Source organism: Paenibacillus sp. UMB7766-LJ446, from assembly GCF_030226665.1.
In the GTDB taxonomy this organism is placed as follows: domain Bacteria; phylum Bacillota; class Bacilli; order Paenibacillales; family Paenibacillaceae; genus Paenibacillus; species Paenibacillus vandeheii.
This window is the reverse complement of sequence record NZ_JASOYM010000002.1, coordinates 559,290-585,631: the sequence shown is the minus strand read 5'-3', so window position 1 is coordinate 585,631 and position 26,342 is coordinate 559,290. Positions and strand designations below refer to the sequence as shown.

The window sequence follows — 26,342 nt, the reverse complement described above, 5'->3', positions numbered from 1 at the left end:
TAGGGCAGACCTTACAAACGACTTAATTGGAGATCGAATAATCGATTCGGTCAAGCATCATCCAATCTCCCGATTTCTTGACCACTTTGATCGTGTGCTCTTTTTTTGGTAGACCGGATATGGCGTACAAGCTCTGCTGAACCTGTCGCAAATTATCGTTTGCATTTACGGTTTGTTTAAGCTGCCCATCGATATAGATCTCCATTTCGCCGAGATCCGGACCTTTTGGGCCCCATAATTGGACACCGGTTCCCTTAAATACGTACTGGAAATAGTCTCCATTTGTCTCGGTGTAGTGAATATCATTCCGATAGTCGCCCTTAAACTTAAATGCAAGACTGACACTTTCACCGGCCAGAGAATTCAGATACTCTTTATTAATTACGACTGTATTTCCATTCGCAACGTAATCAATCCCGGCTTGCAGTGCCTGACTGCCGTTATAGATGCCTTCGAATGTCGCAGGGTTTTTCCGTAGCGTAATTTCAAGGTCCCCTTGGGAAGCGTCGCTTCTTACAAAGGTATCCTCTACTGGATCGATCAGATTTGGAATTTCGACTCGCAGCGCGTCAAGAACCAGATTCTCTCCGGATTTTTTGATGCCTTCAATGGTATGAATTCCTTCCGCCAATCCGCTGATGCTGTACACAGTCTGTTGAGCCAATCGTCCGGTACTGGAAGTTTCATCTACAGTCTGCTTAAATTCTCCATCGATATAGATATCCATGACGCCATGCGATTCATGCAACTCGGTAATCACGGATATGCCGCTTCCATAGAACGTGTAGGTAAACGAATCCCCATTATTCGGAGTATACGCCACATCATCCATATAATCGCCAAATCCGCGGCTGCCGTTAACGGACCAGGCACCATTATATTGAATGGACGGATCATCATTGTTAAGATCTACGTATCTGGCATTGCTTGACGAATTCACTGTAGTTTTATCATTTACATAAACGCTCTCTGTAACGCTAGGCGGATGATCGCCCGATACAAACTTGACCTTCAAATCCTGTGTACTAGCAGCCATCTCTTTTCCGGCATTCCTTACCCAAGCTCCTTGATACCCGATGCTGGTATCATCGTTGTTGACAGCAGAACTGCCTTTTTTGGCGGTTACTTTAAATAATTTGGAAGCATGCGGCTCCACGTAGATGTCATCGATTCCGCTCTCGAATTTTCCGAGGTTTTTCTTCGACCAAACATCTCTCACGGTTACGGCGCCGCTTAAGCCGATATCACTCCAATGGACATCTATATTTGCAGCCTTTGTTCCTAAGTTGAAGACTGCGACCGTATAGGTCCCGTCCCCATTGTTTGCATACCAAACCTGTTGCTGCTTATCGGTTGAGACAGGCTGTGCCGGCCGGCCTGCCTGATTGATGGCAATCACCTCTTCATTCGTAAGCAGATCAAGTCCATACGGATCTAATTGTGTCATGTCATCGCCTATGTACAGCTGCGCAGCTGACACGGCCCAAAACGTCATCGCTGTTTGCCTTTCATCCCGGGTTAATCCATTCATCAAGCCATTGCCGACATTCAGTGAATCAAAATCATTCCAGCCACCGGGACCAGCATCACGCCACCATTTTGCGGCTTCCGGAAAAAGTCTGGCAATCGTGGGCCATTCAACCATCCCTTTGTTGCTATCGTAAGCTTCAACATCCCAATGGATTCGCCAACCATTTGCATACTTCTTCCACCAGTCCACATAATTGTGGTCTAACGCCCAGGAAAGTTCTAGCCAAATGTGATGTTTTGACAAGGCTTCGGACCAGGCCTTTACATCTTCTCTTGCGTCGAGTGTTGTATTGTTGAATCCCGAACCTGGTGTGACACTGTCGAATTTGACGAAATTAATGCCCCACTCCGCTAATTGATCAGCTATAGAATTTATATAGCTTTGTGCGCATGGATTAGTGAAGTCAATCTTATAGGTATACTTCTGCCAGGCATCCATTTTTATTAGAGGCTGAACAACAATGTCTTGCGCCCGGCACTTAGTTCCGTATATCGGTAAGTTTTTTTCGTAGACATCGACACCCAAACCGGGAATTAAGTAGATCCCAATTTTTTGACCATTCGCGTGGACATGGTCAATCACTTCCTGAAATCCGTTTGGGTATAGAGACTGGTTTGGAGTCGGTCGGCCATATTCATCCGATTCACCGTTCCAACCCGCATCGATATTAATATATTCGTAGCCGTACTTCTGCAATTTTTCATGCATGGCATCGGATTGTTTCTTAATTTCTTCCGCGGAAGTCCAGTTTCCGGGAGGGTCATATACTTGAAGGCTGAAACTACTCCAACCCATTAAAGGCTTCGGTGCTAATCCGTTGTCCGCTGCGACAGCTACACGTTGAACATGAGGAAGAATGCCAAGTTGTGCAATAACCAGGAGCAGGAGCAGACACAAACTCATTTTACAGATTCTTGAAATCATCATTTCATCTCCTCTTTTACATTATTTGTACCTGACTTTTGCTTGCCTCCCGTTAAAATTCACAAGAAATCAGTAATCCATAGTCGTATTGCCGAATCTAAAAGCTTATCCATCCTCTCCTCCTTTCCTCGCAGAGCTGTTACATTTAATGCCCTGCGAATTTTTTTTCTATTAATTGAAAGCACTTTCAATATAGCTTGGAGACTCTCAAGCGAACAGAAGAATAATTTAATAAGAGTTATACATTCTTAAGGCAGCTCCGTAACCAAAGCAAAAAGGATGAGATGTCCAAGTAGATGGACTCTCACCCTTCCCTCAGTTGCTCTGGTTATTCCTTTTTATCCGTATAACGCGTAAGTGTCGAACAAGCTGTGAACCATGAGTTGCTCCCTGAATTCTACGAGCGACAGAGCCTTTATCAGACTGTTCTTTTGAACGGTGACGGATTTCGGCCGGGAGGCGGACAAATCAAAGATGTTGTCGCTCCACAAGGAATCCGCGTTCGACAGATCCAGCTTCACAAATTTGGCGAATGCCTCGCTTTGAACTTCCACGACAAACAAATCGTCCGTCTCCGTGACAGCGGTCGAGATCTTCGGATTCTGAAAATCAAAATGCTTGGGTTTCACAAACAGGACTGTACCGCTGCTTACCGAACTTCCATCTACGATAAAGTCGAATTCCAGGTAGCTCTGTCTCCGCTTTTGCCTGGTATCGAGAACCGTGCCGAAATCCAGAGCGATTACTTCTTTCGAAGACAGTACGGAACCGGGCACAATCCCATTGATCCAATCCTCTTCATCGGTTCTTTTCATCTTCCATTTACCATTGAGAGTATACGACAGAATTTATTTCCCACCTTTGTACGATATGAATATGTCCGTTATAACGGTAATAGGAGGCTACTGCGAGGGGACGGCATGATCATAGCATTCGGAGGTCGGAAGCGTCTTGTACCGGTTTCTCTCTTTTTGTGCTATAGTAACATTTATACTTTTTGATGCAGAGGTGGAAATCGAAGATGCATGTTCCCGTATTGAAGGCTGCGGATCTAATCGATCCCGATGTGCAGTCCGCATGTCATGTCGAATATTCGATCAAACATACAACACCGTTGCATCGGCATGACTATTTTGAATTTTTTATCATTACATCCGGTAGATGTATCCATTATATCAACGGCGAGACTCAGGAGTTGGAAAAGGATATGATTGTGTTTATCCGCCCTGAAGATGCGCACAGTTATGATGAATTAGGAAATGAAGGCTGTCAGTTTATTAATGTTAATTTTTACAAAGAAGCCGTGAAAGATGCCTTCTCGTATTTGGATAGCCTCCCGATCGCCAGCAAATTGGAGAACCGAAAGATGCCTCCTTGCACCATTCTGCCGCACCTGGAGGCGGAAATGCTGGTCCGTAAGAGCATGCTTATCCCGGTGTATACGACGATCGATAAGACGAAAGCCAAGATACTGGCAAGGAGCGTTCTGACGGATGCACTGACCTATTTCCTTGCGGACGACCATGACGATACCATAAAAAAGATGCCGGCATGGCTGGATTCACTCTTACTGGAGCTGCAGAAAAAGGAAAATTTCGCGAGCATTCACAATCCGTTACAAGCACTCTCGAATAAAAGCGCCGGCCATTTAAATCGCATATTTAAGCAATATCTCCATATGACCCCGACGGCTTATCTGAATCATCTTCGGTTGAGCTACGCGAGAAACCTATTATTGACAACAAACATGTCCATTATCGAAATCTCCTGCGAATCCGGTTTCGATAATCTGAGCCACTTTTATCATTTGTTCAAGAAGTCATTCGGTACATCGCCAGGGAAAATGCGTTACCTTTCGCCGAAGTTCAAGGATTAGCTTATATATCAACATACAGAGGGAAGAAAAGCTGGTCGTCTTTGCAAGCATTCCAATTGCTCAATTGTTTTCGCTTGCTGTCCGGACAACGTTTTATGTTTATTTCTCCCTGCAACAAATAATGAATCGAATTCCCCGAAAATTTCTCCTCATCTTTTAGTTGCAGTATAAAATGAATGGCTTCCTTGATTGCACATCCATGCTTAGGATATGGTTGTTGATTTCGATTTGCGGAAGGATGGAGTCTTTTAATAATGCGCGGACAGTCAATTTTTTTCCTTGCCATGATTCAGGAAGTGTTCTCTGAATTCTTTGATTTTCCATAGCGTATATATAGATAAAACTATCGAAAGGAATAAATCTAGTTGTTAGATCAGCAATCAACGTTTCATTCCAGGTGATATTCAGACTATTAGGGCTTGAGCTTCCAAATGCCTTTATCCCATCTGTATAACGGGCAAAAGCCGATTTGTCTCCATCCGATCGGAATTCAACCATGTCATGGTGAAGTAAAAATCGATATAACATACTATCCATCGCAATGTGATCTATCATATCGAGAGCTGTGTCAAGGACATCTTCTGACGTGTAGTCATGATTAATGCTTGTTCCAGCAACCCATGCCAATGGATTTCTCCCTCTTCCTCCGCCATATATCACATTATGGTAAAGCAAAGGCAATAACTCTTTGTGATGCCATAACCCGCTAAAAATACCTGCAGGCTCGATGCGCATTCCATTTAAAGCCTCTGTAGTGATATCTATGCCTTTTTCTTTCATATACTCAACGATAGGGAGCATTCCACAGTAATATTCTTCAGCTTCACCGATAAATCCATCCTTTCCCCAGCTCCAATTCATCGTCCGATAAGCATCAAAATGAATCGTTTTTTGTACAGGGGCAATAGTCAGCATTTCATCTAACCTTCTGAAAACACTACCTGATTCAACATCCTTGGTATGAGTTATGTGATAGCTCTGTACTTGGTTGAATACTTCCCATTTCATCAGCTTGCCATCCACATCTTCTCCAATAATCGATTCATCCCATTGTGGGCTATCCATATAAGCATCATCGACATTGGTGTGAAGACTAACAATGCAATTATACTTTTCCATTGCTTCTTTGATTAAGTAATTCAAATCATTATGCGTTCCCAGCTTGGGATTTAATTGATCTATAGCCGGATAACCGGTATCATGCCCTTGATACTGCCACCCCACCAGATACATGACCTGCGGAGCTCTATTAGATATCAAAGAGATTCTTTCTGCTATTTCCAGTGCCTGTAGGAACGTAGTATTAACTTCCCTTGGAGATCCACAGAAAACCTTGTACCAGATTGCATCTTTATATAAACGATCAGGCTCTGGCAGCTTCTTTTTAAGAGCTAGCTGATATTCACACTCATCGGCCAAACCATCCTCGTTAAGATCACTCAAAAAACCGATACTTGCACGGAATAATGTAGCCACCTTATCGCGTATCCTATATTGCCAGCTATTAATTCCCAGTTTAATTGCACCGCTTCTTCCAGGGTACTCAGCATGAGGAGCCAATTGAGTCCATAGCGGATTAATCGGCCAATTCGTCTTAATAAAACAACAAACACTGCCATTATAAGCACAAGCATGAACAGCATCCTCTTTACCGTTGTCCGGCCAAGCACCTAACACTGTCCCTTTTTGAATATTTAGCTCCCATAAACCTTTGCCAATTTGCTGGTCCCAATTTTTCCGCTGATATTTATCTCTTAAAAAAGAATAGCTGTCATCCACCTTAATGAATGCGCCGTGCCATGAGATTGATTTCAATAATACTGCACCTTCAGAAATATGTTCCATTTCATATTCTAGCTCGCAGCCATTTAACGTATATGAAAAAACGATTTTCAAACCGTCTTCTCTTTGAATGGAATATAAAAGCTTATCTTCAGCTTCGCGGCTAATGTTCCATTGCTCCCAAGGAATAGGCTCATTATTAATGACTATACTAATTTCGCCAGCCGCTATTTTATTGCCTGTCGGTTTATGAAAGTAATTCAACGGGATAGGCAAATCAGCAAATTCAACTCGCAAGATATCATTTTCTAAAAACATTTAAGAAGCCCCCAATAAAATTGATGAAAAACTGCTGCTTTCTGCTAACCTTTAACTGAACCTATAGTAAGACCACCAACAAAATATTTTTGAAAAAAAGGGTACACCATTAATATAGGCAATACAACAACCATTGTCGTCGCAGCTCTTAATGTAACCGGAGTAAGATCTTGATATTTGTTGTATAACACTTGCTGATCATTGATTTGACGCAAGCTTTCAACCTCTAATAACAGCCGGCGTAAATAAACCTGTATGGTGTCGTAGTTGCCGTCTGAATTGTAAAGTATGACATCGAACCATGCATTCCAGTGGTTAACTGCAAGATAAATACTGACAGCTGCAAAGACGGGAACAGCGACAGGAATAATAATCCTACAATAAATCATAAACTCGCTAGCACCATCCATTCGCGCCGATTCAAGCATCGCTTCAGGCAGGTTCTGAATATAAGAAGCCATAAGCAGCATGAAATACACATTGAATAAATTAGGCAGCACATAGACTAAAAAAGAGTTGCCCAACCCTAAATTCATGATGAGTAAATAGGTTGGAATAAGCCCCCCTGACAAATACATCGTATAAAAGAAAATGAGACGGATATATTTCCTCCCAGAAAAATGGCGAATGGTAACAATATAAGCAAGTAGTCCTGTTGCGAATAGGCATGTTGTAGTACCTGCAATGACGCGAAGTACGGACCATTTAAGTCCTCTTAGCATGCTGTCGTTTTGAAAAAGCAACTGATACGCAGAGAGGGAGAATTTTCGTGGAAATAGATAGATTCCTCCCCTTACCGCATCATTCCCGTCATTTAAAGAAATAGCCAGTAGATTGATAAAGGGGTAGACCATCAAAAAACCAAATATAAGTAAGAAGACAATATTGCAGGCATCGAAGATTCGGCTGCCTAAAGTGGGTCTAAGGTATGTGCTCATGTCTGGAGCTCCCTTCTAAAAAATCGATGTATCCAAGGTTTTTTTGGAAATTTTATTCACTGTAACCACTAATACAATCCCGATAATGGCTTTCATCAAACCAACTGCTGTACCAAACGAGTAGTTTCCAAGCTGGACTCCATATCTATAAACATAGGTGTCAATGACCTCATAATAATCTTGTGTCATGGGTGTGCCCAGCAATAATTGCTGCTCGAAGCCCGCATTGAGAATATTGCCAAGTCCAAGGATCCATAGTAAAACAATGGTAGTACGTATGCTGGGAAGTGTTATATGCCAAATCAGTCCGAACCTTCCTAGTCCATCCACCCGGCCAGCTTCGTACTGCTCACCATCAATCCCCGCAATCGCCGACAAATAAATAATTGTGCTGAATCCAACTTCCTTCCACAGATTAGCTGATGCAAGAATTCCCCAAAAATATTTACCCTCTCCCATAAAAAGAATTGCTCTATCAATCAAGCCCAGTCTCAGTAGAATATCATTAACAATTCCATCACTGCCTAAAATCGTATTAATGATACTCGCGACAACAACCCAAGAGATAAAGTAGGGAATGTAAGATAATGTTTGAATCGATCGCTTGAATAATTTGCTTTTCACTTCATTGAATAATACAGCAAGAATGATCGGCGCAGGCAAGCTTAGCAACATCGTCAGTAAACTAATGGCTACCGTATTACGGATAATATGCTTAAACTCAGGCACATGAAAAAAACGAATAAAATTATCAAGCCCCACCCAAGGACCTGATAGCAAAGAATGACCTGGCACATAATTCTGAAAAGCGATAATTAATCCATACAAGGGGTAATAACAAAATACCAGTACCCAAACTAGCATCGGTATGGCTATAATCCAAATTTGTCTTTCTTTCCATAGTCTGCGTTTCATCGCTCCCATTGGACCACATCTCCTTTCTAGGCAAACCAATGACTGGATACCTTCCTTTCGCTCATTATTTCATTAACGCCAAATTCTTTTTATACTCGTCTGTTCTGAATTTCTCGATGTCTTTAAGCCCCAGCTTATTCAGGTTATCTCTCAGTGCATAAAAATTAGCGATGCAATCTGCTTCCGTTTTACTCGTGATTGCTTTAACCATGCCAACTTTAATTGCATCCTCGATTTGTTGATTCTTAATCGTTAGCGGATTTTCAGGAGTAAATGTAATTCTTCTATCCGTGCTGTCGTAAACCGTATCTTTCATATTATCCTGCAGCAGCTTGGTCCATTTGGTTTCATCGTTAAAATTTTGATTGTAATAAAACATCGATTTATTATCATCTCTCAATAATCCTATCGGAGAAGCAAGCGAGTAAACCGTGCCACCTAATGTTTCATTAAGCGGGTAATTCGGCTTTCCATCTATAAAAGCTTGTTTCGGTTTAGTATTAAAATCCCATTTGCTTCCATCGAAATTCCAAAGCGAATCCGGTAAATTAGGAACTCCCCAGCCGAATAAACGCGTGCCCATTGGCGTCATTGAAAACTCAAGCAATTTAAGAATCTCCTCTGGATCTTTAGCTTTATCCGTGATAACCGTATAATTCCAACCGATTGTATTTTTAGGGTTTATATAAGCTTTCTCTGCTCCAGGTGCTTTAAACGAAATTTGCACATAACGTTTATCTTCTTTATAGTTTGGTTCTTTTGACCATATTTCATGGCCTGCATTCCAGGACTGCCACCATGGACCAATATGTCCAACAATGCGCTCGTTCGAAAATTTAGTCTGCCAATCTTCGTACTTGTTGAGGAATGCTTCGGGATCCATTAAGCCTTCACGGAAAAACCGATTATAATATTTGATTGCTTCCAAGCCTTCAGCTGTATTAACCCAGTTCGTCAGACTATGGTCGCTACCTTCCTTGTAGCCTTCCTTCAAGCCCCAGAATCCTAAAATTTGCTCGATTTTCACGCCATCATTCCAGGAAATTGCATATACTTTTTCGCCCTTAGCGTTTACAGGGTGCGCTGCTACCATCTGTTTGAGCACATGGTAGTAATCATCCGGCGTATCTATTTTTGGCGCTCCCATTTCTTGATACCAATCCCAACGAATATGAGCACTGACATCAGGAACCTTGTTAAAGCCCCAGCCTCTAGGCAAGCCCCAAAGATGGCCATCTTTATCCAGGTAGGATGTATACCTGGCTCCAAGCTCTGTCTTTATACCTGGCGCAACTTTGTCTACAAGCGGCGCTAAATCGACCAGTTTATTCTGTGAAGCCCATTTTGTGATATTATCATTGTCCATTGCTGCAATTACCGGTGTATAGTCACCCGAAACAAGCATTAAATTCAGCTTTTCCTCAGGATTAACATCATACAATTTTTTCTTAAGATCGACATTAAACTCATCCAGAACATATTGATGCATTAAAGTTCTGTTTTTTTGGTCTTTTTTATCGTCTCCTTGATCCGCTTGATAATAATCAATAACCAATGGCTTCGATGGTTTGACCCACCCAAACATATTTGCTTTTACTGTTTCAGGCGTTGCCCCTTGCTCGGTCGTAGGCGGAGATGCGGTTTTCTCCGCATTGTCTGCTGCTTTCGTACATCCAGAGACTACGAACATTGTCAATAAAGCAGCTACCGTTATTTTCTTGAAATACTTCATGCCCAAACCCCCAGTTTCGTTATTTTGTCGTCTTGCCAATTCATTATACGAAACGGTAAATTGAATAAACATGTTCTTTCCGTTGAGATAATGTCTTTTTCATCACGTAATGGTAGCGATTACATTTCTCCATGTGTTTGCTTTTTATATTCAGAGGGAGAGACACCCACAAGCTTTTTGAAGAGCTTGGAAAAATGAGGATAATCCTGATAGCCGACTTTTTCTCCAACCTCATAAGTTTTATATTCAGATGTATGCAAGAGTAATTTTGCCTGTTCGATACGCAGATTAACTAGAAAGCTCTTAAAGCTATGCCCTGTCTCCGCTTTAAAAAGCTCATAAAAATAAGTGGCAGACAGCCCTGTCATTTGAAGCATCTCTTGCAGCGAAAGCTCTGAATTCGCATAATTGGTTTGAATATAACCAATAGCCTCACGGATAGGATCATACTTTCCCCAATTACGAGTTAACCGAATTTCATCTGTGATACATTGCGCTGCATAAGAGAATCGCTGTTTCATATCTTTGTTGTTTTCTGTGCTTTCCATCTTTGCCGCTTTTCGAAACTCGATATTAGTACTTGTTTTTAATTCCAATTTTGTGACAATCCAGGATATGAACTCCCTATAAACCTGATCTGTTTCTATTTCATCCAACGCAAGAGCATCAACCTCAGCCTCGATCTGCTCCATACCTAGCTGAATTTGCTGCGTATCCAGCTGCCAACAAGCTTCAACTAATTTATCAACCAGTGCGGTACAACGATTGAAGAATTGGCTATGTGAACTGAATCTACGTTTCCTATCCAATAATCTTTGATTTGCAGCTTCTAGAATTTCTTGCACTAGGCTTGGATTCATCGGCTTAAGTATGTATCCCATCACCTTAAGTTGTATAGCTTCTTGTGCGTAAGTAAACTCACCAAAACCAGATAAAATAACAATCTCCATGGATTGGTTTGTGCTGCGAATGGCCTTGATCAGCTCCAGTCCATCCATTATCGGCATACGAATATCCGTGATTAGCAGGTCACAAGGTTCTTTCAGCAACAGCCCATAAGCCTCTTGGCCATCAGATGCTTCCCCGGTTATCGTATGATCAATTTCTAAAAGTTCAATGATTCTCCGCAGCCCTTGGCGGATAACACGTTCATCATCCACAATAATAATATTCACATTAACCCGCCCTTCCTTTGTGTCATTGGTTATGCTTGGGTAATAAAACTCGAATCGTTGTGCCCTTAGCGTTTGATTTAACAATCCATAAACCGTAGGGCTCGCCGAATATCATCCGGATCCTGAAATGCACGTTCATTAAGCCAATAGGATGAGGCTTATTATTTTCAACCGGGAAGCTGGTCTCATCCTCAAGAAACAAGAGGTTTGTGGCTTCGAGCCTGCTGGGTTCTATGCCCCCTCCTGTATCATGGATGTAAAGGGAATAAGCTTCGGTATCCGCTTTGCCGGTTATTTTTATGGTGCCAGGTCGCAATTTGTGCCTATCATAGCCGTGTTTAAAGCTATTCTCGACGATAGGCTGCAGCATGAGGCGAACTCCAGAATAGCGATCTAAGTCCTCCTCTGTAACCTGAATTTTAAACTGAAAATGTTCGAAACGTTCTTGTTGAATTTGTAAATACGAGCGAATATGATTCATCTCGTCCCTAAGCGTCACAGCTGATATTGGACTGCCTACACTATAACGCAACATATCGCCTAAGGAGACAATCATCTTACTGACCTTATAGTTACTATCTAAAATGGCGTAAGAGTTTATAATCTCCAAGGTGTTATAAAGGAAATGTGGGTTTATTTGTGACTGTAAGGCACGTAAATCAGCTTCTTTCTGCTTCACTTCTAGACTGCGTTCTCTATGATGAGAAAGATGTACGACTTTGATTAATCTTCCTATCTCTGTCACCATGCTGTTAAAGCTGCGATACAAGCTGCCCATTTCATCATTTTTCCCTTTTGGCGCCAATACCGTTAAATCACCCAATTCAGCCTGACTCATCAGCCGTTTCAATAAAATAATCGATTTAGAAAACCGATAGTTCACACTACCTACAATGAAGAACAGCAGTAAAAAGAACAAAATCATACAGACTAAGGAAACACGGCTTAAACGAATCAAGGAAGCGTTGAGCTCGTCCAGCTTAACCTCTGCAACCATGATTAATCCCGTTTGGATAGAACGATCATAAATGACCAGTCTTTTTTCTTTTTCTGAGGTAATTAAATAGAACCCATGATTATTTTGATTAAAATGCTCCGTATAAAGATCTGCAGCCTGTTGCGAAATCCGTGTTTCATCTGGATGAGTAATTATTTTACCATTACCATCTACTAGCCAAACAAACCCCGACTTTCCTAAATGGATATCTTTGCAAATGGCCTCTATCCTATCCAAGTTCAAATCAATCATCAGCATACCTGTGGTTCTCGTTGAACGTGTATTAACAAACCGCATAGCCATGGTTAAGACATTAACATTTACATTACTCGCTCCTAGTGTTTCCATTCCAATGATTTTAAAATGACCTGCTTCCTTAATCAGCTTGCTGTACACCGGATACCTCTCTTCTGCAGCTAAGAAGCTTCTGGTTGAGCTAGCGATATTGCTTTCTGAGACAAGTGAAATATCATAAATATCTGACCGATTTAACATAACAGGTGGTATGAGTTCTTTTTCAATTGCATAAGCAGTGCTATATCTCGTAAAAGCATCATCCCCCGAATAACTAATGAAATTGAGGGTTTGTTTACTGGAAAGCATAGGCAATGTCAATCTTTCAATATCGAAAAAATACGAATCCAAATGCGCATTCGTTGTCTGTACTAGCTGTGTGCTGTATTCAATCGCGTTCTTTTTTATAGCTTCCATAGATTTTTGAAACCAAACATAACCCAATGCGATAGTAATTAGGAACAAGCAGCCAAGCAGGTAAAGATACTTTTTATGCACCGATAATCCGCTACTGAATTTCAAGATAAACCCCTCCATATCGATAAATTGCTGCTATATTTAATAACCGGATCATCCTGATCTCGATTTTCAAAATAAATGACTTAAAATGTTCGCCTGATGATAATCATTTTGAATAACACCCATGGTATAAAGCATAAAATCACTCCTTTGTTCCCCGCGAGCTTAATTGATTCCTTCATAGGATTTTTGAAAGCCATTCACATCGGCGCCGTAAACAGCTCGATGGGTATCGCTATTGCCGTTTGTGGGGCTACAGTATGCGACCGAACAAGTTCTCATGATAACAGCCGTTCAGAACATGAAGAAGATTGCCCCTCATCTGGAATGGAGGGGGGTTCGAAGAATGCCCCTTCGAAGCCATGAAAAGCAGACTCTATGAACAAAAAAGAGAAACCCATCGATAAAAACGCGGATTTCTCTACAATCTGCCAGCCTGTCGTTGGACAGACTGTTCTTAACCGTTCTCTGTTATACTCCTACGCAGTTGGCAGGTTTTCCAGCGCCGGCGACGCGAGTAGCGGCTCTCCATGACGTAATGCTTGCCGTCGCGGGATGCATCATGAATGCCATGCATCGCTTCCAGGACGTGGTACGCCATTTCGCCGTTCGCGCGGTGCTGACCACCCTTGCGGATGGTGCGCGCCATATCCGCAACGCTGACTTATGCCGCGGTTGTTGTCCGTGAAGCCGTGCGTCAGCTCGATCTCTTCCCAATCGCCACCGGCGCGACGCAGCTTCACGGTTCCGCCGAAGCCGTTCGGATCCGGACGAGCAGCGTTCCGTCGCTACCGTGCACTTCGATGTTCGGCAGCGACGTGCCTGCTTTGGCGTCGAAGCTCGTGATTAGCGTGCCAATCAAGCACGCCCGTAATGTTCGTCAGCGTTTCGACGACGATCTTCTTGCCGCGTTTCTTCTCGCTCGTGATCGTTCGATCCGGATATGAAATCCGCGCGGAGCCTGTCACGCGGCTGATCGGACCGAATAAGGCCACGAAGGTCGTGAGGGTTGTTCGACCGTACACGCTTTTTCGATGTTGTACTCCTCCGCACGCGCTTTCGCTCGCTCGATATCGGCCGCGGCGACAAGTTCGACCTCAAGATGATTTTTCAAATTCGCAAAATTAATCCGACTGATACTGCCGCCGAAAATGCCGACTTTTACTGGTTTCATGGGAAATAGGCTCCAGTCTACCAAAATCTTGAAATGTACACGCGTACATTTTCTCATGACCTTTCATCGTTGTCAACAGCAATCCGCGTCGAGTTGATCAGTTACTTGGACGGATCGCTTTTCTCGTCAAGAATCCGGCACGACATTCTCGTCGGAGCTGTTCGCGTAGGTAACCGTCAAGGATGAGCTGAAGCATAAACAGTACAGAATAGCATCGATCAATTGACGGAAAAGGGCACCACTCAGGTGTTTCATTCCACCGGTTACTTTCGGAATATAGAGTACCATCAACGCTGTAAAACTTCTCTAGTAACACTTAGATTGTTCCCATTATCATCAGAACTAAAGACCCTCACTCCGGAAGAAATCTATTCCGAAAGCAAACCTTACATGTAACGCAGAGCAAGTATATCGTTCGCTAAAGCACTGGTGGAACAAGCGCAGCATTGTTCGGCATGCATTACGAAGACTTGAAGGTCTTGGTTACTCTGTCACACTCAAAGAACCAGAAGCTTCTTGATCCAATCCGCATACAATCCTATAAACTAATAGTCAAGCGCTCCCCCCTTTTTTAAAATAAATGAGGTGCATCTTATTTAGTTCTGCCGTTTTCCCTTACTCTCGACGTTAATTTTCATAGTAGTTTAACAGGCTTCCTATATTAAGTAAACATTAGACACTCCTCTAATCGGTATAGTGTATATGTTCTGTCGTCTGACAACTCCCTTCAAAATAATTGGTTAGATAATCATCAAACAGGATGATTGCCATTCCCCGCCACGTCATTTTTTGTTTCAGTCTTCTCATGATCCGCTACTCCTCGTCCATTTATAATGAACATATTACCGATGATCAACCTTGCAATGTTCATCTGTAAAAGGCTCACCTTAATATATAACTGCCCCGCAAGTTCACTTAATCGTAATGGATATAAGAAGTCAAAATTTATCACTCAAATGCCAAAGACATCACCATAATTAAATTCAGTGATGTCTTTCTTGGGATTCAGCTGTACCAAACTTAAAATCTGCTGTTCGAATTCTTTCGTTTTTCTGCCGGCAGTATGGTCTCGATGACGTCCCAATGTTCGGCGATCTTTCCATTCTCCACGCGGAACATGTCGTAGAAAGCAGTACGTTGATTGTCGAAGAGACCTTCACTCACTGTAAGAACAAAATCACCTTGTCCAATCACCTGATGGACATGAGTATATTCAAATTCAATGTTTTTCTCATCCCTCATGCACCGTTAATAAGAATCTTCTTGTGGCTAGAATCAATTCAATGATCTAAAACATTTAAAACCTCATTTTCTCTCATTTTATTTACTTCTGCAGGGTTCTTTTAACTCTCCTCACTAACTCCATTAACTTATCTCTTAGGAAGGATAATGTTCTATGCAATGGTTTTAATCTTTTTATATTATTTCAATACAACTTGACATGTGAACGAATTATCGTTATGGTGTGAATCAGTTCACACTATACATTAAGGAGTAATCTATGCCAAAAAATTCTTTCATTCGTTTAGATGAAGCAAGGCGCGAGGAAATATCTAATAATGCTATGCATCTTTTTGTTGATCATCTTTACGAGGATATAACTATGAAGATGGTTTTGGATAGTTTGTCCATGCACCCCGGAACATTTTATCGGTATTTTGAAGACAAAGATGACCTTTATTGTCTCTTAGTCCGTAATGTGACCCAGAAAAGAGCTGCGTATTTTAATAACAGTAATGAAGATTCCCTTTACCGATTTTTCCTTACTGGCTTATTTGGTAACGTTAATGGCACTGTGACTGAGCCATTGAATGAGCTGGAAATCAAACTCACTGAAACATTTTTATACATTCCTGAGAACGTTTTACTTAAAGTATATCTGAATGTGCTAAAGGGCGAGTCTTTCCCCTTGATCAAGGACATTTTGCGCCGAATGAGAGTTGATGGATATCTCCGACCTGATATTGACGACGACCTGATTTCTTTTATGTTTGAGTCAATGCAGTTTAATTTAGTCATGTTTTATAGGGAGTTCAATATTAAGGACGCTACGCTGCAAAATAAGATTAGCAAGTACTTTACTGACTTTATGAGCCATGGGCTGCTTGAAGATCATAAATATTCTGAAATTGTTAGAGATTTTAAGAAAGCCAAGGAGTAGATATGATTCACTGAAGATAGAATGTAATCGTTTTACAGTTTTGAAAAGCGCTTATAACGCAATGTATGTATTTCACATTCACCACTTTTATTAATTAAGGGGGAACAAGAAAATGAAAACGTATGACGCATTTCCAGAACCAATTGGCAGCTATACTGTCGGTCGAACCCAGATGGATTTTGAGTACACGGCATCAGATCACTCCAAAAGAGAACTGACTGCGTTTGTGTACTATCCGTCAGACAGTAGCGAAGGTAAGACTACATCAACGTACATGTTTCCTGAAGTCTACGAAATGTTGAATGAGCAGCCACTTGTCACTGCGTTGAAGGATGTTTTCTCTATAGATATCAAGACCCAGTGTTACGACGACCTTGCTGTCTCCCGTAAGGAAAAGCGCTATCCGGTGTTATTCTATGTTTGCGGCGGAGGCAGTTCTCCAGAATGGGGTACCGTGATCTGTACAGACTTGGCAAGCATGGGGTATGTTGTGGTAAGCATCGGCCATCCGAATAGCACGATGTATAAGCGTAAAGATGGGCGTCTGTTTAATGTATCAAAGAATTTTTCGGATGTCATTACAGCGCTTTCTGAAGATCCGGGGATGCTGGCGTTGGCTGGTAAGATGGAGATGCGGCCTGACGACGAAACTGCCATTGAGATGTGCCGTAACGTGCTTACACTGCCGATAATTGCCAACTTAACAGAGTATAGTGAATTACAGGCAGAAGATGTAAGGTATGTAGCCGATTATCTTTACAAACTGGACTCTGGAGAGCTGAATTCCATCTTTAAGGGCAGATTGTTGCTTGACATCGGCATGGGCATCGTCGGACATTCTTATGGAGGGCTTACGACGGCGATGGTTTGCCGGGACGACGACCGGTTCACCTGCGGGATTGGCCTCGATAGCGGTGCGTTCGGCCTTCTCGACAGCGACCTTAAGAAACCCTTCTTGCTACTGTTTTGTGAACCTAACTATAATATGAATGCGATAATTGGCGCTAACAATAGCATGGAAACCTATTATTTCTCTGTTGATCGTGTTGCGCATTTAGATTACTGCGACATCGTGTTTACCAGTGTTAATGAGGAAATCAGAGGCGAACGGGATGCTATGGAGATGCGAAATCTTGTTACAGACTATACGAAGAACTTCTTTGATCATTACATCCTGCAGAAAGCGGCAAGTGTGGAAAGTTTGGCATACGATGGCGTGGAGTTGATCAAGAAGTACCAGCAACAAGTGACATAAATGAGAAATTTGCTGATAAACGCATATTAAAGAGCTAGCCGTACAGACCACAAAGTCGCTAACCCTATTACACGGTTAGCGGCTCTCTCATATTTCAGGCATCGTTGACAGAATAAATGTCGGTCTAACTCTTCCGGTAAGCAACCTTATGAAAAGCATTGATATAACGAAACAGTGCTTCACCATCATCAGGCACATGTGTGCTTCCATCCAGTGGCAGCATCATGGCCTGATACTGCTCTGGCACCATTCTATACTGATGAACATAGGAAGTTAGAATGAACCCGTTGCGCTGCCAGAACTGAATGCGTTCCTGATGAGCCTCCGTTGTCCCGGACTCCGCCTCGATAATCATACCTTTGATTCCGTGTTCCCTTAACCCCCAGGCTCTGAGCTGCTCCAGCATCCAGGTCCCTATCCCCAACCCGCGCAGCTTCTGTTCAACCGCGAGGTAATCGATGATCAGGCTGCGGTCCGCAGCCTTCCCCTCCAGTCCAGTGACAGCCATCGCAACCACTTCTCCATGATGCATGCCCGTGTGTAAATAACCAATCCCTCGGTCCAGCATACTGCGCAGAATTGCTTTTGTCTTCGCGCCGCTTGGAAAAGCCTCATGAAAGATTCGCTCCATCCGCGCCCACAATGCTTCATCCCACTCCTCTATAGTAGTAAACTCTAATTCCAGCATCTCATTCGCCTCCAGATTTTTATCATAACAAATCCCTTCATATTCTGGCTTTGTTAAAGTATCGTACCCTTTAGCATAAAAAGTCCATATCAATATAGGGAGTGTTATTTAACAAATTTTCATAGTAGAAGCGTCGGGCTTGCTCATCCCATTCGCTCCAATCAGGAGCGTTAAAATCTCTGCTTCTATAGAACGCGGCTAAAACTCTAGCTTGCCTTAAATTAATAAATAATGGGATTTTGTTTAACCAACCTTGACTCACAGTACTTTCCTTACAATAGCCGTTTAAGAAGTTGCAATAGTAACGCTTTGCAATCTCCTTTCTTACATCTCCAGACACAACCCACGGAATAGGGATTTCATAAAGTAATGGTGTAGCAATATCAGAAACAAACCAGCTATATTCCGCATCGTCATAGTCAATAATAAAGGCTTTGTCCCCATTATTAAGATAATTGCCAGGGCTGATATCCCCATGAATAAGACCGTACGTATCTTTTTCCTTGGGTAGAGCGCTAACTTCAGTAATTAAACGATCAAAGTTACCGTGTAATTCTAACGGACAATACTTCTTAAATGAGGCTAATAGGGCATTATCATTCCATTCATAGCGTGAATGTTTGGACGAATAATTAAGTGAAAACTTATGTATTTTCCCGACCATTTGACCGATATTCTCATAAAACGTATTGCTCTCCTCGGCTATTACTGCATTTCTGCCGGGTGCTTTCTCAAAAGCTGTCACAACAAAGGACTCGTCAATGATATGAATATGATCCCCTGATATAGACTGAATGGGCCTCGCTACTTTCATTCCGCGATCAGCCAGGAACATGATAAAATCTAGTTCCGCTCTGGTTAATAATTCATCCCGATGTGTGACATGGGTAATTCTTAAAATAACTTCTCTATCTCCAACTACCCCGGAATAAACGAAATTTTGAAACCCATTTAATTCGAAAATTGAGTCTTCACGTATTCCAAAACATTGCGCGGACTGTCTCAATATATCTTGTGTGTATAGTAGTTTAATCTTTTTATCCATATTATAAACCTCTCCCCCTTTACTTTTATGGTAACAAAAGATGCTGATTGAAAATATACTGAATTTGATTCAGAATCAAATTCTACACACGAAAAGCCACATCAGAAAGCTCGATGTGACTTACAAGTGAATCTATTTTCTAGAGTAAATGATTTTCTTAATGCTTTCGTAGGAAAGACCGAATTCATTCGAGAGTTCATCGATCGACTTTCCATTGAAATATGTTTGACGGATCGTTTCGTTTCTTAGACATAGTTGTTCTCTACTCCCCGATTTTTCTCCCCATTTTTTGTGCAATTTTTCAGGGGTCGGGACATAAACCATGCGACCGTGAATGTATTTCTGAATTTCTTTTAGCAACTCTTCCGGAAAGATGCTGTCTGCATTTACATATTTCATGATAGCTCTGCTCCTTAAAATTTTTTTGAAAATTTAAGGTAGCAAAGTCATTCTATAAACAGTAAACATCATGCCAGAGATGATTCAGCGGTTATATTTCGTTCTTGCTCCATTCAAACAACCGCCGTTGTTTATAGAACAGACTTTGCATGGAGCAGATTGTGGATTTTCCCATCAGTTGAAACCCTCCCTCCCAAATTACAAATGTAATGCATTCCCAAATATTCGTAATTACTAGTTCTCGACTATTTCCTGCCCGTACAAATACCCCGATAGCTCAAAACCGGTTCAGGGGAACTTTGGGACATATATTATATTCGTGAACTAGAACTACGACCCCTTTTTGGAGAGATTATTTTCTTTTTCGGGAGGTAGGTAGATTGAGAATCATCAAAACGAAGCAGGACATTGTCATTTTGCATCATGCGGGGAACGATCCATTCGGCAACTATAACAAAATACCCACTTCGAGGTTGGAACTGAGTCTCTTTCCAATTGTATAAGGATTACGTTAGCTTAATAAATTTGCGGCGGACTAAAATCAATTAGAGATATGCCTATTCGGTAATCGAACTATGTTCTTGTCCCCCGACATTACAATCTCATTTCTATGGCTTTCATCTTTAATTCCACGGTATAACTCACTCTGGTTGCCATTACAAAAACACCTCCAAGATGAACTCCCTGTCTTACAACAAGGTTTCATTCTCTTGAAGGTGTTTTATTTGTCTCACGTTATGGGGTCAGTCCAGCCGCTCCGTTGGTCTGTCACTGCTTTTCTTTATAAGATGAGTATTCTTAATGAGTATTTCTGCAATTAAGTAAGTACGGTCATCGCCTCTCTTGTAAATGGAACCAGATCATCGGTACGTCCTTCTTGAATTTTCTTAGCCCATTCAGGGTCGACCAGAAGAGCACGTCCTACAGCAACCAGATCAAACTCATCATTCTGAAGTCGTTGTACCAATCCATCGATACCGACGTTACTTGCGCCTTTACCTTCTGTGAACAGACTTGTAAAGTCACCATCAAGACCAATCGATCCGACGGTGATTGTCGGTTTGCCAGTCAGTTTTTTGGTCCATCCAGCAAAATTCAGATCAGACCCTTCGAATTCCGGCTCCCAGAAACGACGAGTGGAACAGTGGAAGATATCGACTCCAGCTTGAACCAACGGTGCGAGAAGCTGCTCCAGTAATTCCGGTGTTTCAGCCAATTTAGCCTGATAATCATCTGACTTCCACTGAGATAAACGCAGTACAATCGGGAATTCCGGTCCCACTACTTCACGGCAAGCCTCAATCACTTCAACTGCAAAACGTGTACGTGCCATTATATCTCCACCGTAACGATCCGTACGAGAGTTGGTTTTCTCATACAGGAATTGATCGATCAGATAGCCGTGTGCTCCATGGATTTCAACACCATCGAACCCAACACGTTTCGCTTCTGAGGCTGCTTGTGCGAATTCCTGAACGATTGTAGCAATCTCAGCTTCCGAATAATCATTAACATGACCTTTGGCTCCCATATGCCAGATCTGTGGAATAATTCGTCCGCCAGCTTCATGTACTTCAGATACAACATGTGCCCAGCCATTCATTGCAGCTTCCCCATAAAAGTGCGGCACATTGGCTTGATTGGATGCATCCGGGTGATTAATTATCGTCCCTTCCGTCACAATAAGCCCCACTGCGTTCTCTGCTCTGCGGCGGTAATAGCCAGCAACATTCGAACCCGGGATACCGTCCGGAGAAAATTGACGCGTCATCGGCGCCATCACGATCCGATTGGATAACTTCAAGTGACCTAACTCTATAGGTTGGAACAATGCTTCTACGGATTGAGAGTAATTCATAATAACCTCCACATATTTTGTTTTATATAAGTTGACCTAAGATGTTAAACAGCAACTAGCCTGGTTAACAGCTAGACGTTACTTCCAAATGAATCAATACACGATTTTTATCGAAAAGCCCCACCTCCTTGAAGGTTTCGTGGTGTATTAATCCACCTTCAATTGTTTTTGACTTCGTAGTCAAGAATTTCACAAAAAAAAGATCAAGACATGATCATGCCAAATGAAGTACGCAGAACCGTCTCGATCTGTTCACGGGATGAACCTGATTTCTCCATAACTCTCACACCAAGAATGGTGTTATTTAGATAAGATGCAAGCTCTATACTCGTATATCGGTTGGAAATTAACTGTTGTTTCTGGCCACTACTTATAATCTTCTCTAATACCAGTTGAACCTCTTCTACCATGAGCTCAGCTTCGCGTGTGACCTGCTCGTCATCTGTTCCGAATTCGAGTGATGCATTCACAATTAGACACCCTCGGCAGCCAGTTTCATCGTCTAAAAGGGAATATCGTAAGGCATCCAGTTTATCACCTGGAGACGAATCCAGGGCTTCAATCTCCTTCAGTTTCGCTACAACCTGTTCACGGTAAAGAGCCAGCGCCTTCAGGAACAACGATCGCTTGTCTTTAAAAACACAGTACAAACTTTGCTTTTTGACTCCTGTAGTACGCGTAAGGTCCTCATAAGAAGTTGCTTTGAAGCCTTGATTCCAGAACACTTCCATAGACTGGTATAATACACGATCGACATCAAATTCTCTTGGTCTACTCATGGGAGTAATATATCAGTTATTGACCATGCAGTCAATAACTGATATATTACATCCTATTTGAAAAAGGATGGTTACAATGGATATACATAAATTTTTATATAAATGAACAAAAGCACCGATCCTCCCCAAAGTGTGAAGACAGGTGCTTTTTATGATTAAGGATGTAGTTGTCATCGATGATGCACAGCTCCATTCCGATGTGCCAGTACACCAGATTAACTGGTCTTTAAGCAGCATTGCTGCAAATAGGACGAGAAGATTTTTATATTCATTAGCATGTGCTTGTTATCCCCATCCAACTTGCTGAGTAAAATCCCTCCCTCCAACAAGGAAAATGCAAATGATGCTAGCGCATCTACATCCAGATCCTCCCTAAACTCCTCAGCTTGAATGCCGTCACGAATAATACTTTTCATCATATCCAAGAAGGTATGCATCCCTTGCCTTGCTTGACCACAAAGCTCTAAATGAGTATCGTCACTTTCTACAGCTGTATTCTGCATGGGACATCCGCCAATAAATGGTGGATCGTTGACGACATTCTCATAGACACGAAAAAAAGAAACCAACTTTCCTGACGCAGACTGCTCTTGATCGACCGCCTCAGAAAATTTTCTGACGACCATACCGGCAGCATAATTGTAGGCTTCAAGCGCTATCTCGTCTTTACTGGCAAAATGTCGATAGATGCCCCCCTTCTTAATCCCTGTGTCGGCAATAATTTCCTTTAGCGATGTACCGGCATATCCTCTCTGGTTAAAAATTTCAGCCGATTTCATAATGATATGTTCCCGTGTTCTGTCCCCTTTTTTCATGAGCTCCTCCGTATGAACCTTATTTTTATTTCATTTATTTTAAACGAATTATTCAATTCGGCCTTGTAATTCATTAATATCATGCTAATATAAAAGAAACCGATCGGTCTCTTTTTAGATTATACAATAAGCCATTCTAGAATGAAATAGCGCTGGGCCATTTTTATTTCATTACAGGCATTCGCTTGTTGGAATAAATAAAACTTATAGGGGGATTTTTCAATGACTGTAAAAGTAGGTATAAACGGTTTTGGACGAATCGGACGACTAGCTTTTCGCCGAATTCAAGATGTGGAAGGCGTCGAGGTTGTAGCGATTAACGACCTTACGAACGCTAAAATGTTAGCTCATCTGCTCAAATATGATACGACCCAAGGCACTTTTCACGGTGACATTGAAGTCCATGACGGAACCTTCAAAGTAAACGGCAAAGAGGTTAAGGTTTTGGCTAAGCGGAATCCTGAAGAGCTTCCTTGGGGAGAGCTTGGCGTTGATATTGTTCTCGAATGTACAGGCTTCTTCACCACGAAAGAACAGGCCGAGCTTCACCTGAAAGGCGGAGCGAGGAAAGTTGTCATTTCCGCCCCTGCTACAGGCGACATGAAAACGATCGTATACAACGTGAACCATGACACACTGGACGGTACGGAAACTGTCATTTCCGGTGCTTCCTGCACAACCAACTGCCTGGCCCCTATGGCTAAAGCTCTGCACGACAAGTTTGGTATCCAATCCGGGCTGATGACGACCGTTCACGCTTACACGGGTAACCAAAACACACTTGACGCTCCGGATCCAAAAGGCAATTTCCGAGCTGCGCGCGCCTCAGCGGAGAACATCGTTCCCTACTCCACCGGTGCCGCAAAAGCCATTGGCCTAGTTCTTCCGGAACTTAAGGGCAAACTGGATGGGGCATCTCAACGTGTACCTGTACCAACAGGTTCCGTGACTGAACTCGTTGCCGTTTTGAATACCAAGGTAACGGTTGAACAAGTTAACGCTGCTATGAAAGAAGCTTCCGATCCAGAAACTTTCGGATACACGGAAGACGAAATCGTTTCTTCCGATATCAAAGGCATCACATTCGGTTCGCTCTTCGACGCCACGCAGACGAAAGTTCTGACAGTCGGTGACCAGCAATTGGTGAAAACCGCAGCTTGGTACGATAACGAAATGTCTTATACAGCCCAATTGGTTCGTACTATGGAGCACTTCGCTAAGATTGCTAGATAAACAATAAATGATGGATAGAAGGAAAATTCTATGAAGGATGCACTCCACAATATGATGATCGATTGTTCGGCATTATTCTGGTTTTGACGGGAGTCGCGTTGGTTGAAAGTGTACCATCACTTCGGAAGGGCCAACGGGCTTCTGAGCGCCGCCATTGCGGAAGCCTTCGCGCAGTTGCTCGAAAGCAAAAGGACTGCGGCCCAATGCGCTGATCCGGTGATAGCGCTGTGCGAAGGCTGGGACGATTACGTGCGCTTAGCGGCTGCTCGTCCACGGCCCTACGTAGCGATGATGAGCCGCGTTCTCTACGGCGCTGAATTTCCCGCTGCCGAGCTGGCCTTTATGCTCCTGATACAACGCATCGCAGCCGAGGGATGGCTCGCACCGACGGTCGAGGTGGTTGTGCTCATGTAGGCGTCTGCGAATGCTGCATCCCTGCTTCGCGCCACAGCTCGGCTACGCAAGGTGGAGCCACCCACTTCTGCGGTTCTTGAGCAAATCCGCGTTTGCGCCATGCGGTCTATCCTGAACCGAAAGGATGATCACAATGAAAATTCTCGTGACGGGAGGCACCGGCCTGCTCGGCGGCCGCCTGATCCCGAAGCTCGTGGAGGATGGTCACCAGATTTTCGCCCTCACACGCTCTATATCGTCTCACGCCAAACTCAAGGCCATGGGTGCGATACCGGTCGATGCCGATCTCGAAAGCAGCACGCCAATCGTGTTACCGATGATCGATGCGGTTGTGCATGCGGCCGCCCTTTTCCGCTTTTCAGGGCCTCGCGAACCCTTCTTCCGTACCAACGTCGATGGCACCGCAGCCTTGTTGAAGGCAGCCGAGTCCGCCTGCGCGAAGACATTCGTCTACATCAGCGCGGCGGGGATCCACATGGATAACGGCGGAACGCTCATCCACGACGCTGATGAAAGCGCGCCGACTTTCCTGAACCACTTCTCCTCCTACTTGGCGAGCAAGGCACAGGCCGATTCATTGGTTCTGGCAGCCAACAAACCCGGCTTTCGCACGATCTCGCTTCGCCCACCGGCTATCTGGGGGCCTGGTGATCCGTTTAGCCGAGCGCTTCCCGAAGCAGTCAGATCTGGACAGTTCGCATTCATCGACCGCGGTGATTACGCTTTTTCAACTTGCTATGTGGACAATGTTGTTGAAGCCATACAATGCGCTCTTGAACGCGGAGAAGGCGGCCATGCCTTCTTCATCAAAGACCAGGAAGGGCAGACTTTCCGTGAGTTCGTCGTCTCGCTTGCGAACTTGCAGGGCCTGTCCATCGATAAGCTGCGTTCGATGCCCTACTGGCTCGCCTCTGCCATTGGCCGTCTGTTCGACACTACCTGGGCCGTCACGCGGAAAAACGGCGATCCGCCGATCTCACGTTCGATGATACGCATGATTGGGCGTGAGTTCACTGTCAACGATGCCGCTGCACGTCGAGAGTTGGGCTATGTCGGAAGAACTTTGCGCGACGCCGGCTTGCAAAGCTACGAGGAACCATCTGCTCAACGATAGGGCTTTGGAGGGCAAACCACGGCAATCGATGGTAAGTTGTTCTCTGGAATGGCTCTTTAGGCCAATGTGGTAGGCAGCGTTCGACGAAGATGAGCACTACAGATCAGCAAAAGCTTATAAGCGTAATAAAAAACGGAGCAGTCGCCGCCGGCGAGACTGCTCCTTTATTTGTTGAACTATATTGTTCCGTAAGTTTAGTGATTACTTCATTAAGTATCGGATATTGAATCAATCAATGTATAAATAAAGTTTATTTTATCCGGGTCAAGGTTTTTACCAATTACTCGGTGGAACTCTTCTTCATGATCACCAAGTTCAAGTTTCTTGAAAAGTCTTAATTGCTGCATTTACCGAATCCCATATCAGGCAATTTTAAATGAAGAAATCCTTCATTTATTTCTGCAGA

At 43.1% G+C, this 26,342-nt stretch carries 25 protein-coding genes and 1 pseudogene; 7 read left to right on the top strand and 19 right to left on the bottom strand.

The genetic code is table 11. From position 1 onward, the window contains the following. Window positions 1-22: 22 nt before the first annotated feature. Together QP794_RS07385 and QP794_RS07380 are read right to left on the bottom strand one after the other, a co-directional pair. Entirely contained in the window at window positions 23-2,458 is a 2,436-nt protein-coding gene (locus tag QP794_RS07385; protein WP_285075626.1) for a X2-like carbohydrate binding domain-containing protein, read from the bottom strand. A 335-nt stretch (window positions 2,459-2,793) separates the two neighbouring features. After that, window positions 2,794-3,270, bottom strand: a complete 477-nt coding sequence (locus tag QP794_RS07380; protein WP_285075625.1) for a glycoside hydrolase family 2 protein — start codon at window positions 3,268-3,270, stop codon at window positions 2,794-2,796. Window positions 3,271-3,476: 206 nt separating this feature from the next. Here QP794_RS07380 and QP794_RS07375 point away from each other — a divergent pair, with 206 nt between their 5' ends. Then, window positions 3,477-4,331, top strand: coding sequence for a helix-turn-helix domain-containing protein (locus QP794_RS07375; RefSeq protein WP_285075624.1), 855 nt, complete (start codon window positions 3,477-3,479; stop codon window positions 4,329-4,331). Window positions 4,332-4,487: 156 nt separating this feature from the next. Here the strand turns inward: QP794_RS07375 and QP794_RS07370 are convergent, their stop codons facing one another. The 11 genes and pseudogenes from QP794_RS07370 to QP794_RS07325 all read right to left on the bottom strand — a co-directional run bounded on the left by QP794_RS07370 (window position 4,488) and on the right by QP794_RS07325 (window position 15,417). Beyond that, the gene (locus QP794_RS07370; protein ID WP_285075623.1) at window positions 4,488-6,431 is read right to left on the bottom strand and encodes an endo-alpha-N-acetylgalactosaminidase family protein; all 1,944 of its coding nucleotides are present in this window, start codon (window positions 6,429-6,431) and stop codon (window positions 4,488-4,490) included. Window positions 6,432-6,475: 44 nt separating this feature from the next. Continuing rightward, complete coding sequence (locus QP794_RS07365; RefSeq protein WP_285075622.1) at window positions 6,476-7,369, bottom strand: carbohydrate ABC transporter permease; 894 nt, start codon at window positions 7,367-7,369, stop codon at window positions 6,476-6,478. Window positions 7,370-7,384: 15 nt separating this feature from the next. Then, a complete protein-coding gene (locus QP794_RS07360) occupies window positions 7,385-8,293 on the bottom strand; it encodes an ABC transporter permease (protein WP_285075621.1) in 909 nt (302 codons plus the stop codon). Between the two features lie 55 nt (window positions 8,294-8,348). Then, window positions 8,349-10,088, bottom strand: coding sequence for a type 2 periplasmic-binding domain-containing protein (locus QP794_RS07355; protein WP_285075620.1), 1,740 nt, complete (start codon window positions 10,086-10,088; stop codon window positions 8,349-8,351). A gap of 47 nt (window positions 10,089-10,135) precedes the next feature. Beyond that, a complete protein-coding gene (locus QP794_RS07350; protein ID WP_285075619.1) occupies window positions 10,136-11,191 on the bottom strand; it encodes a response regulator in 1,056 nt (351 codons plus the stop codon). Window positions 11,192-11,213: 22 nt separating this feature from the next. Next, window positions 11,214-13,004, bottom strand: coding sequence for a cache domain-containing sensor histidine kinase (locus QP794_RS07345; protein WP_285075618.1), 1,791 nt, complete (start codon window positions 13,002-13,004; stop codon window positions 11,214-11,216). A gap of 454 nt (window positions 13,005-13,458) precedes the next feature. Continuing rightward, window positions 13,459-14,008 (bottom strand): annotated as a pseudogene (locus QP794_RS33305) (gfo/Idh/MocA family oxidoreductase); the annotation flags it as partial. After that, window positions 13,966-14,175, bottom strand: coding sequence for a hypothetical protein (locus QP794_RS33130; RefSeq protein ID WP_350338851.1), 210 nt, complete (start codon window positions 14,173-14,175; stop codon window positions 13,966-13,968). The pseudogene QP794_RS33305 and the gene QP794_RS33130, both read right to left, overlap by 43 nt. A 126-nt stretch (window positions 14,176-14,301) precedes the next feature. Next, entirely contained in the window at window positions 14,302-14,466 is a 165-nt protein-coding gene (locus tag QP794_RS07335; protein WP_285075617.1) for a hypothetical protein, read from the bottom strand. Window positions 14,467-14,859: 393 nt separating this feature from the next. Continuing rightward, window positions 14,860-14,982, bottom strand: coding sequence for a hypothetical protein (locus QP794_RS07330; RefSeq protein WP_285075616.1), 123 nt, complete (start codon window positions 14,980-14,982; stop codon window positions 14,860-14,862). A 213-nt stretch (window positions 14,983-15,195) separates the two neighbouring features. Beyond that, a complete protein-coding gene (locus QP794_RS07325) occupies window positions 15,196-15,417 on the bottom strand; it encodes a nuclear transport factor 2 family protein (protein WP_285075615.1) in 222 nt (73 codons plus the stop codon). A 259-nt stretch (window positions 15,418-15,676) separates the two neighbouring features. On the opposite strand from QP794_RS07325, the gene QP794_RS07320 reads away from it, so the two are divergent. Both QP794_RS07320 and QP794_RS07315 read left to right on the top strand, forming a co-directional pair. After that, complete coding sequence (locus QP794_RS07320; RefSeq protein WP_285075614.1) at window positions 15,677-16,336, top strand: TetR/AcrR family transcriptional regulator; 660 nt, start codon at window positions 15,677-15,679, stop codon at window positions 16,334-16,336. Window positions 16,337-16,448: 112 nt separating this feature from the next. Further along, window positions 16,449-17,591, top strand: a complete 1,143-nt coding sequence (locus tag QP794_RS07315; RefSeq protein WP_285075613.1) for an alpha/beta hydrolase — start codon at window positions 16,449-16,451, stop codon at window positions 17,589-17,591. 124 nt (window positions 17,592-17,715) lie between these two features. Here the strand turns inward: QP794_RS07315 and QP794_RS07310 are convergent, their stop codons facing one another. From QP794_RS07310 to QP794_RS07300, 3 genes are all read right to left on the bottom strand, one after another. Next, window positions 17,716-18,279: a GNAT family N-acetyltransferase gene (locus QP794_RS07310; protein WP_285075612.1), complete on the bottom strand. Its 564-nt coding sequence runs from the start codon at window positions 18,277-18,279 to the stop codon at window positions 17,716-17,718. Between the two features lie 70 nt (window positions 18,280-18,349). Further along, entirely contained in the window at window positions 18,350-19,324 is a 975-nt protein-coding gene (locus QP794_RS07305; protein ID WP_285075611.1) for a phosphotransferase enzyme family protein, read from the bottom strand. 132 nt (window positions 19,325-19,456) lie between these two features. Beyond that, window positions 19,457-19,723 carry a CD3324 family protein gene (locus QP794_RS07300; protein ID WP_285075610.1) on the bottom strand — a complete coding sequence of 89 codons (267 nt, stop codon included), beginning with the start codon at window positions 19,721-19,723 and terminating at the stop codon, window positions 19,457-19,459. Window positions 19,724-20,103: 380 nt separating this feature from the next. On the opposite strand from QP794_RS07300, the gene QP794_RS07295 reads away from it, so the two are divergent. Continuing rightward, window positions 20,104-20,226 carry a hypothetical protein gene (locus tag QP794_RS07295; RefSeq protein WP_285075609.1) on the top strand — a complete coding sequence of 41 codons (123 nt, stop codon included), beginning with the start codon at window positions 20,104-20,106 and terminating at the stop codon, window positions 20,224-20,226. Between the two features lie 314 nt (window positions 20,227-20,540). Here the strand turns inward: QP794_RS07295 and QP794_RS07290 are convergent, their stop codons facing one another. The 3 genes from QP794_RS07290 to QP794_RS07280 all read right to left on the bottom strand — a co-directional run bounded on the left by QP794_RS07290 (window position 20,541) and on the right by QP794_RS07280 (window position 23,175). Further along, a complete protein-coding gene (locus QP794_RS07290) occupies window positions 20,541-21,581 on the bottom strand; it encodes an NADH:flavin oxidoreductase (protein WP_285075608.1) in 1,041 nt (346 codons plus the stop codon). 203 nt (window positions 21,582-21,784) lie between these two features. After that, window positions 21,785-22,360 (bottom strand): TetR/AcrR family transcriptional regulator, encoded by a 576-nt coding sequence (locus QP794_RS07285; protein ID WP_285075607.1) that lies wholly within the window; start codon window positions 22,358-22,360, stop codon window positions 21,785-21,787. 215 nt (window positions 22,361-22,575) lie between these two features. Next, window positions 22,576-23,175 carry a TetR/AcrR family transcriptional regulator gene (locus QP794_RS07280; RefSeq protein WP_285075606.1) on the bottom strand — a complete coding sequence of 200 codons (600 nt, stop codon included), beginning with the start codon at window positions 23,173-23,175 and terminating at the stop codon, window positions 22,576-22,578. Between the two features lie 222 nt (window positions 23,176-23,397). Here QP794_RS07280 and gap point away from each other — a divergent pair, with 222 nt between their 5' ends. The 3 genes from gap (at window position 23,398) to QP794_RS07265 (ending at window position 25,936) form a co-directional block, all read left to right on the top strand. Next, window positions 23,398-24,408: a type I glyceraldehyde-3-phosphate dehydrogenase gene (gap, locus tag QP794_RS07275; RefSeq protein ID WP_079345352.1), complete on the top strand. Its 1,011-nt coding sequence runs from the start codon at window positions 23,398-23,400 to the stop codon at window positions 24,406-24,408. 102 nt (window positions 24,409-24,510) lie between these two features. Further along, window positions 24,511-24,822 (top strand): hypothetical protein, encoded by a 312-nt coding sequence (locus QP794_RS07270; RefSeq protein ID WP_285075605.1) that lies wholly within the window; start codon window positions 24,511-24,513, stop codon window positions 24,820-24,822. A gap of 133 nt (window positions 24,823-24,955) precedes the next feature. Next, window positions 24,956-25,936 (top strand): NAD-dependent epimerase/dehydratase family protein, encoded by a 981-nt coding sequence (locus QP794_RS07265; RefSeq protein WP_285075604.1) that lies wholly within the window; start codon window positions 24,956-24,958, stop codon window positions 25,934-25,936. Window positions 25,937-26,342: the final 406 nt, after the last annotated feature.

Bases quoted from the DNA above. Each gene is read 5' to 3' on its own strand.
- QP794_RS07385 (WP_285075626.1), bottom strand. From the start codon at position 2,458: ATGATGATTTCAAGAATCTGTAAAATGAGTTTGTGTCTGCTCCTGCTC.
- QP794_RS07380 (WP_285075625.1), bottom strand. From the start codon at position 3,270: ATGAAAAGAACCGATGAAGAGGATTGGATCAATGGGATTGTGCCCGGT.
- QP794_RS07375 (WP_285075624.1), top strand. From the start codon at position 3,477: ATGCATGTTCCCGTATTGAAGGCTGCGGATCTAATCGATCCCGATGTG.
- QP794_RS07370 (WP_285075623.1), bottom strand. From the start codon at position 6,431: ATGTTTTTAGAAAATGATATCTTGCGAGTTGAATTTGCTGATTTGCCT.
- QP794_RS07365 (WP_285075622.1), bottom strand. From the start codon at position 7,369: ATGAGCACATACCTTAGACCCACTTTAGGCAGCCGAATCTTCGATGCC.
- QP794_RS07360 (WP_285075621.1), bottom strand. From the start codon at position 8,293: ATGGGAGCGATGAAACGCAGACTATGGAAAGAAAGACAAATTTGGATT.
- QP794_RS07355 (WP_285075620.1), bottom strand. From the start codon at position 10,088: ATGTTTATTCAATTTACCGTTTCGTATAATGAATTGGCAAGACGACAA.
- QP794_RS33130 (WP_350338851.1), bottom strand. From the start codon at position 14,175: ATGAAACCAGTAAAAGTCGGCATTTTCGGCGGCAGTATCAGTCGGATT.
- QP794_RS07330 (WP_285075616.1), bottom strand. From the start codon at position 14,982: ATGAGAAGACTGAAACAAAAAATGACGTGGCGGGGAATGGCAATCATC.
- QP794_RS07325 (WP_285075615.1), bottom strand. From the start codon at position 15,417: ATGAGGGATGAGAAAAACATTGAATTTGAATATACTCATGTCCATCAG.
- QP794_RS07320 (WP_285075614.1), top strand. From the start codon at position 15,677: ATGCCAAAAAATTCTTTCATTCGTTTAGATGAAGCAAGGCGCGAGGAA.
- QP794_RS07315 (WP_285075613.1), top strand. From the start codon at position 16,449: ATGAAAACGTATGACGCATTTCCAGAACCAATTGGCAGCTATACTGTC.
- QP794_RS07310 (WP_285075612.1), bottom strand. From the start codon at position 18,279: ATGCTGGAATTAGAGTTTACTACTATAGAGGAGTGGGATGAAGCATTG.
- QP794_RS07305 (WP_285075611.1), bottom strand. From the start codon at position 19,324: ATGGATAAAAAGATTAAACTACTATACACACAAGATATATTGAGACAG.
- QP794_RS07300 (WP_285075610.1), bottom strand. From the start codon at position 19,723: ATGAAATATGTAAATGCAGACAGCATCTTTCCGGAAGAGTTGCTAAAA.
- QP794_RS07290 (WP_285075608.1), bottom strand. From the start codon at position 21,581: ATGAATTACTCTCAATCCGTAGAAGCATTGTTCCAACCTATAGAGTTA.
- QP794_RS07285 (WP_285075607.1), bottom strand. From the start codon at position 22,360: ATGAGTAGACCAAGAGAATTTGATGTCGATCGTGTATTATACCAGTCT.
- QP794_RS07280 (WP_285075606.1), bottom strand. From the start codon at position 23,175: ATGAAAAAAGGGGACAGAACACGGGAACATATCATTATGAAATCGGCT.
- gap (WP_079345352.1), top strand. From the start codon at position 23,398: ATGACTGTAAAAGTAGGTATAAACGGTTTTGGACGAATCGGACGACTA.
- QP794_RS07265 (WP_285075604.1), top strand. From the start codon at position 24,956: ATGAAAATTCTCGTGACGGGAGGCACCGGCCTGCTCGGCGGCCGCCTG.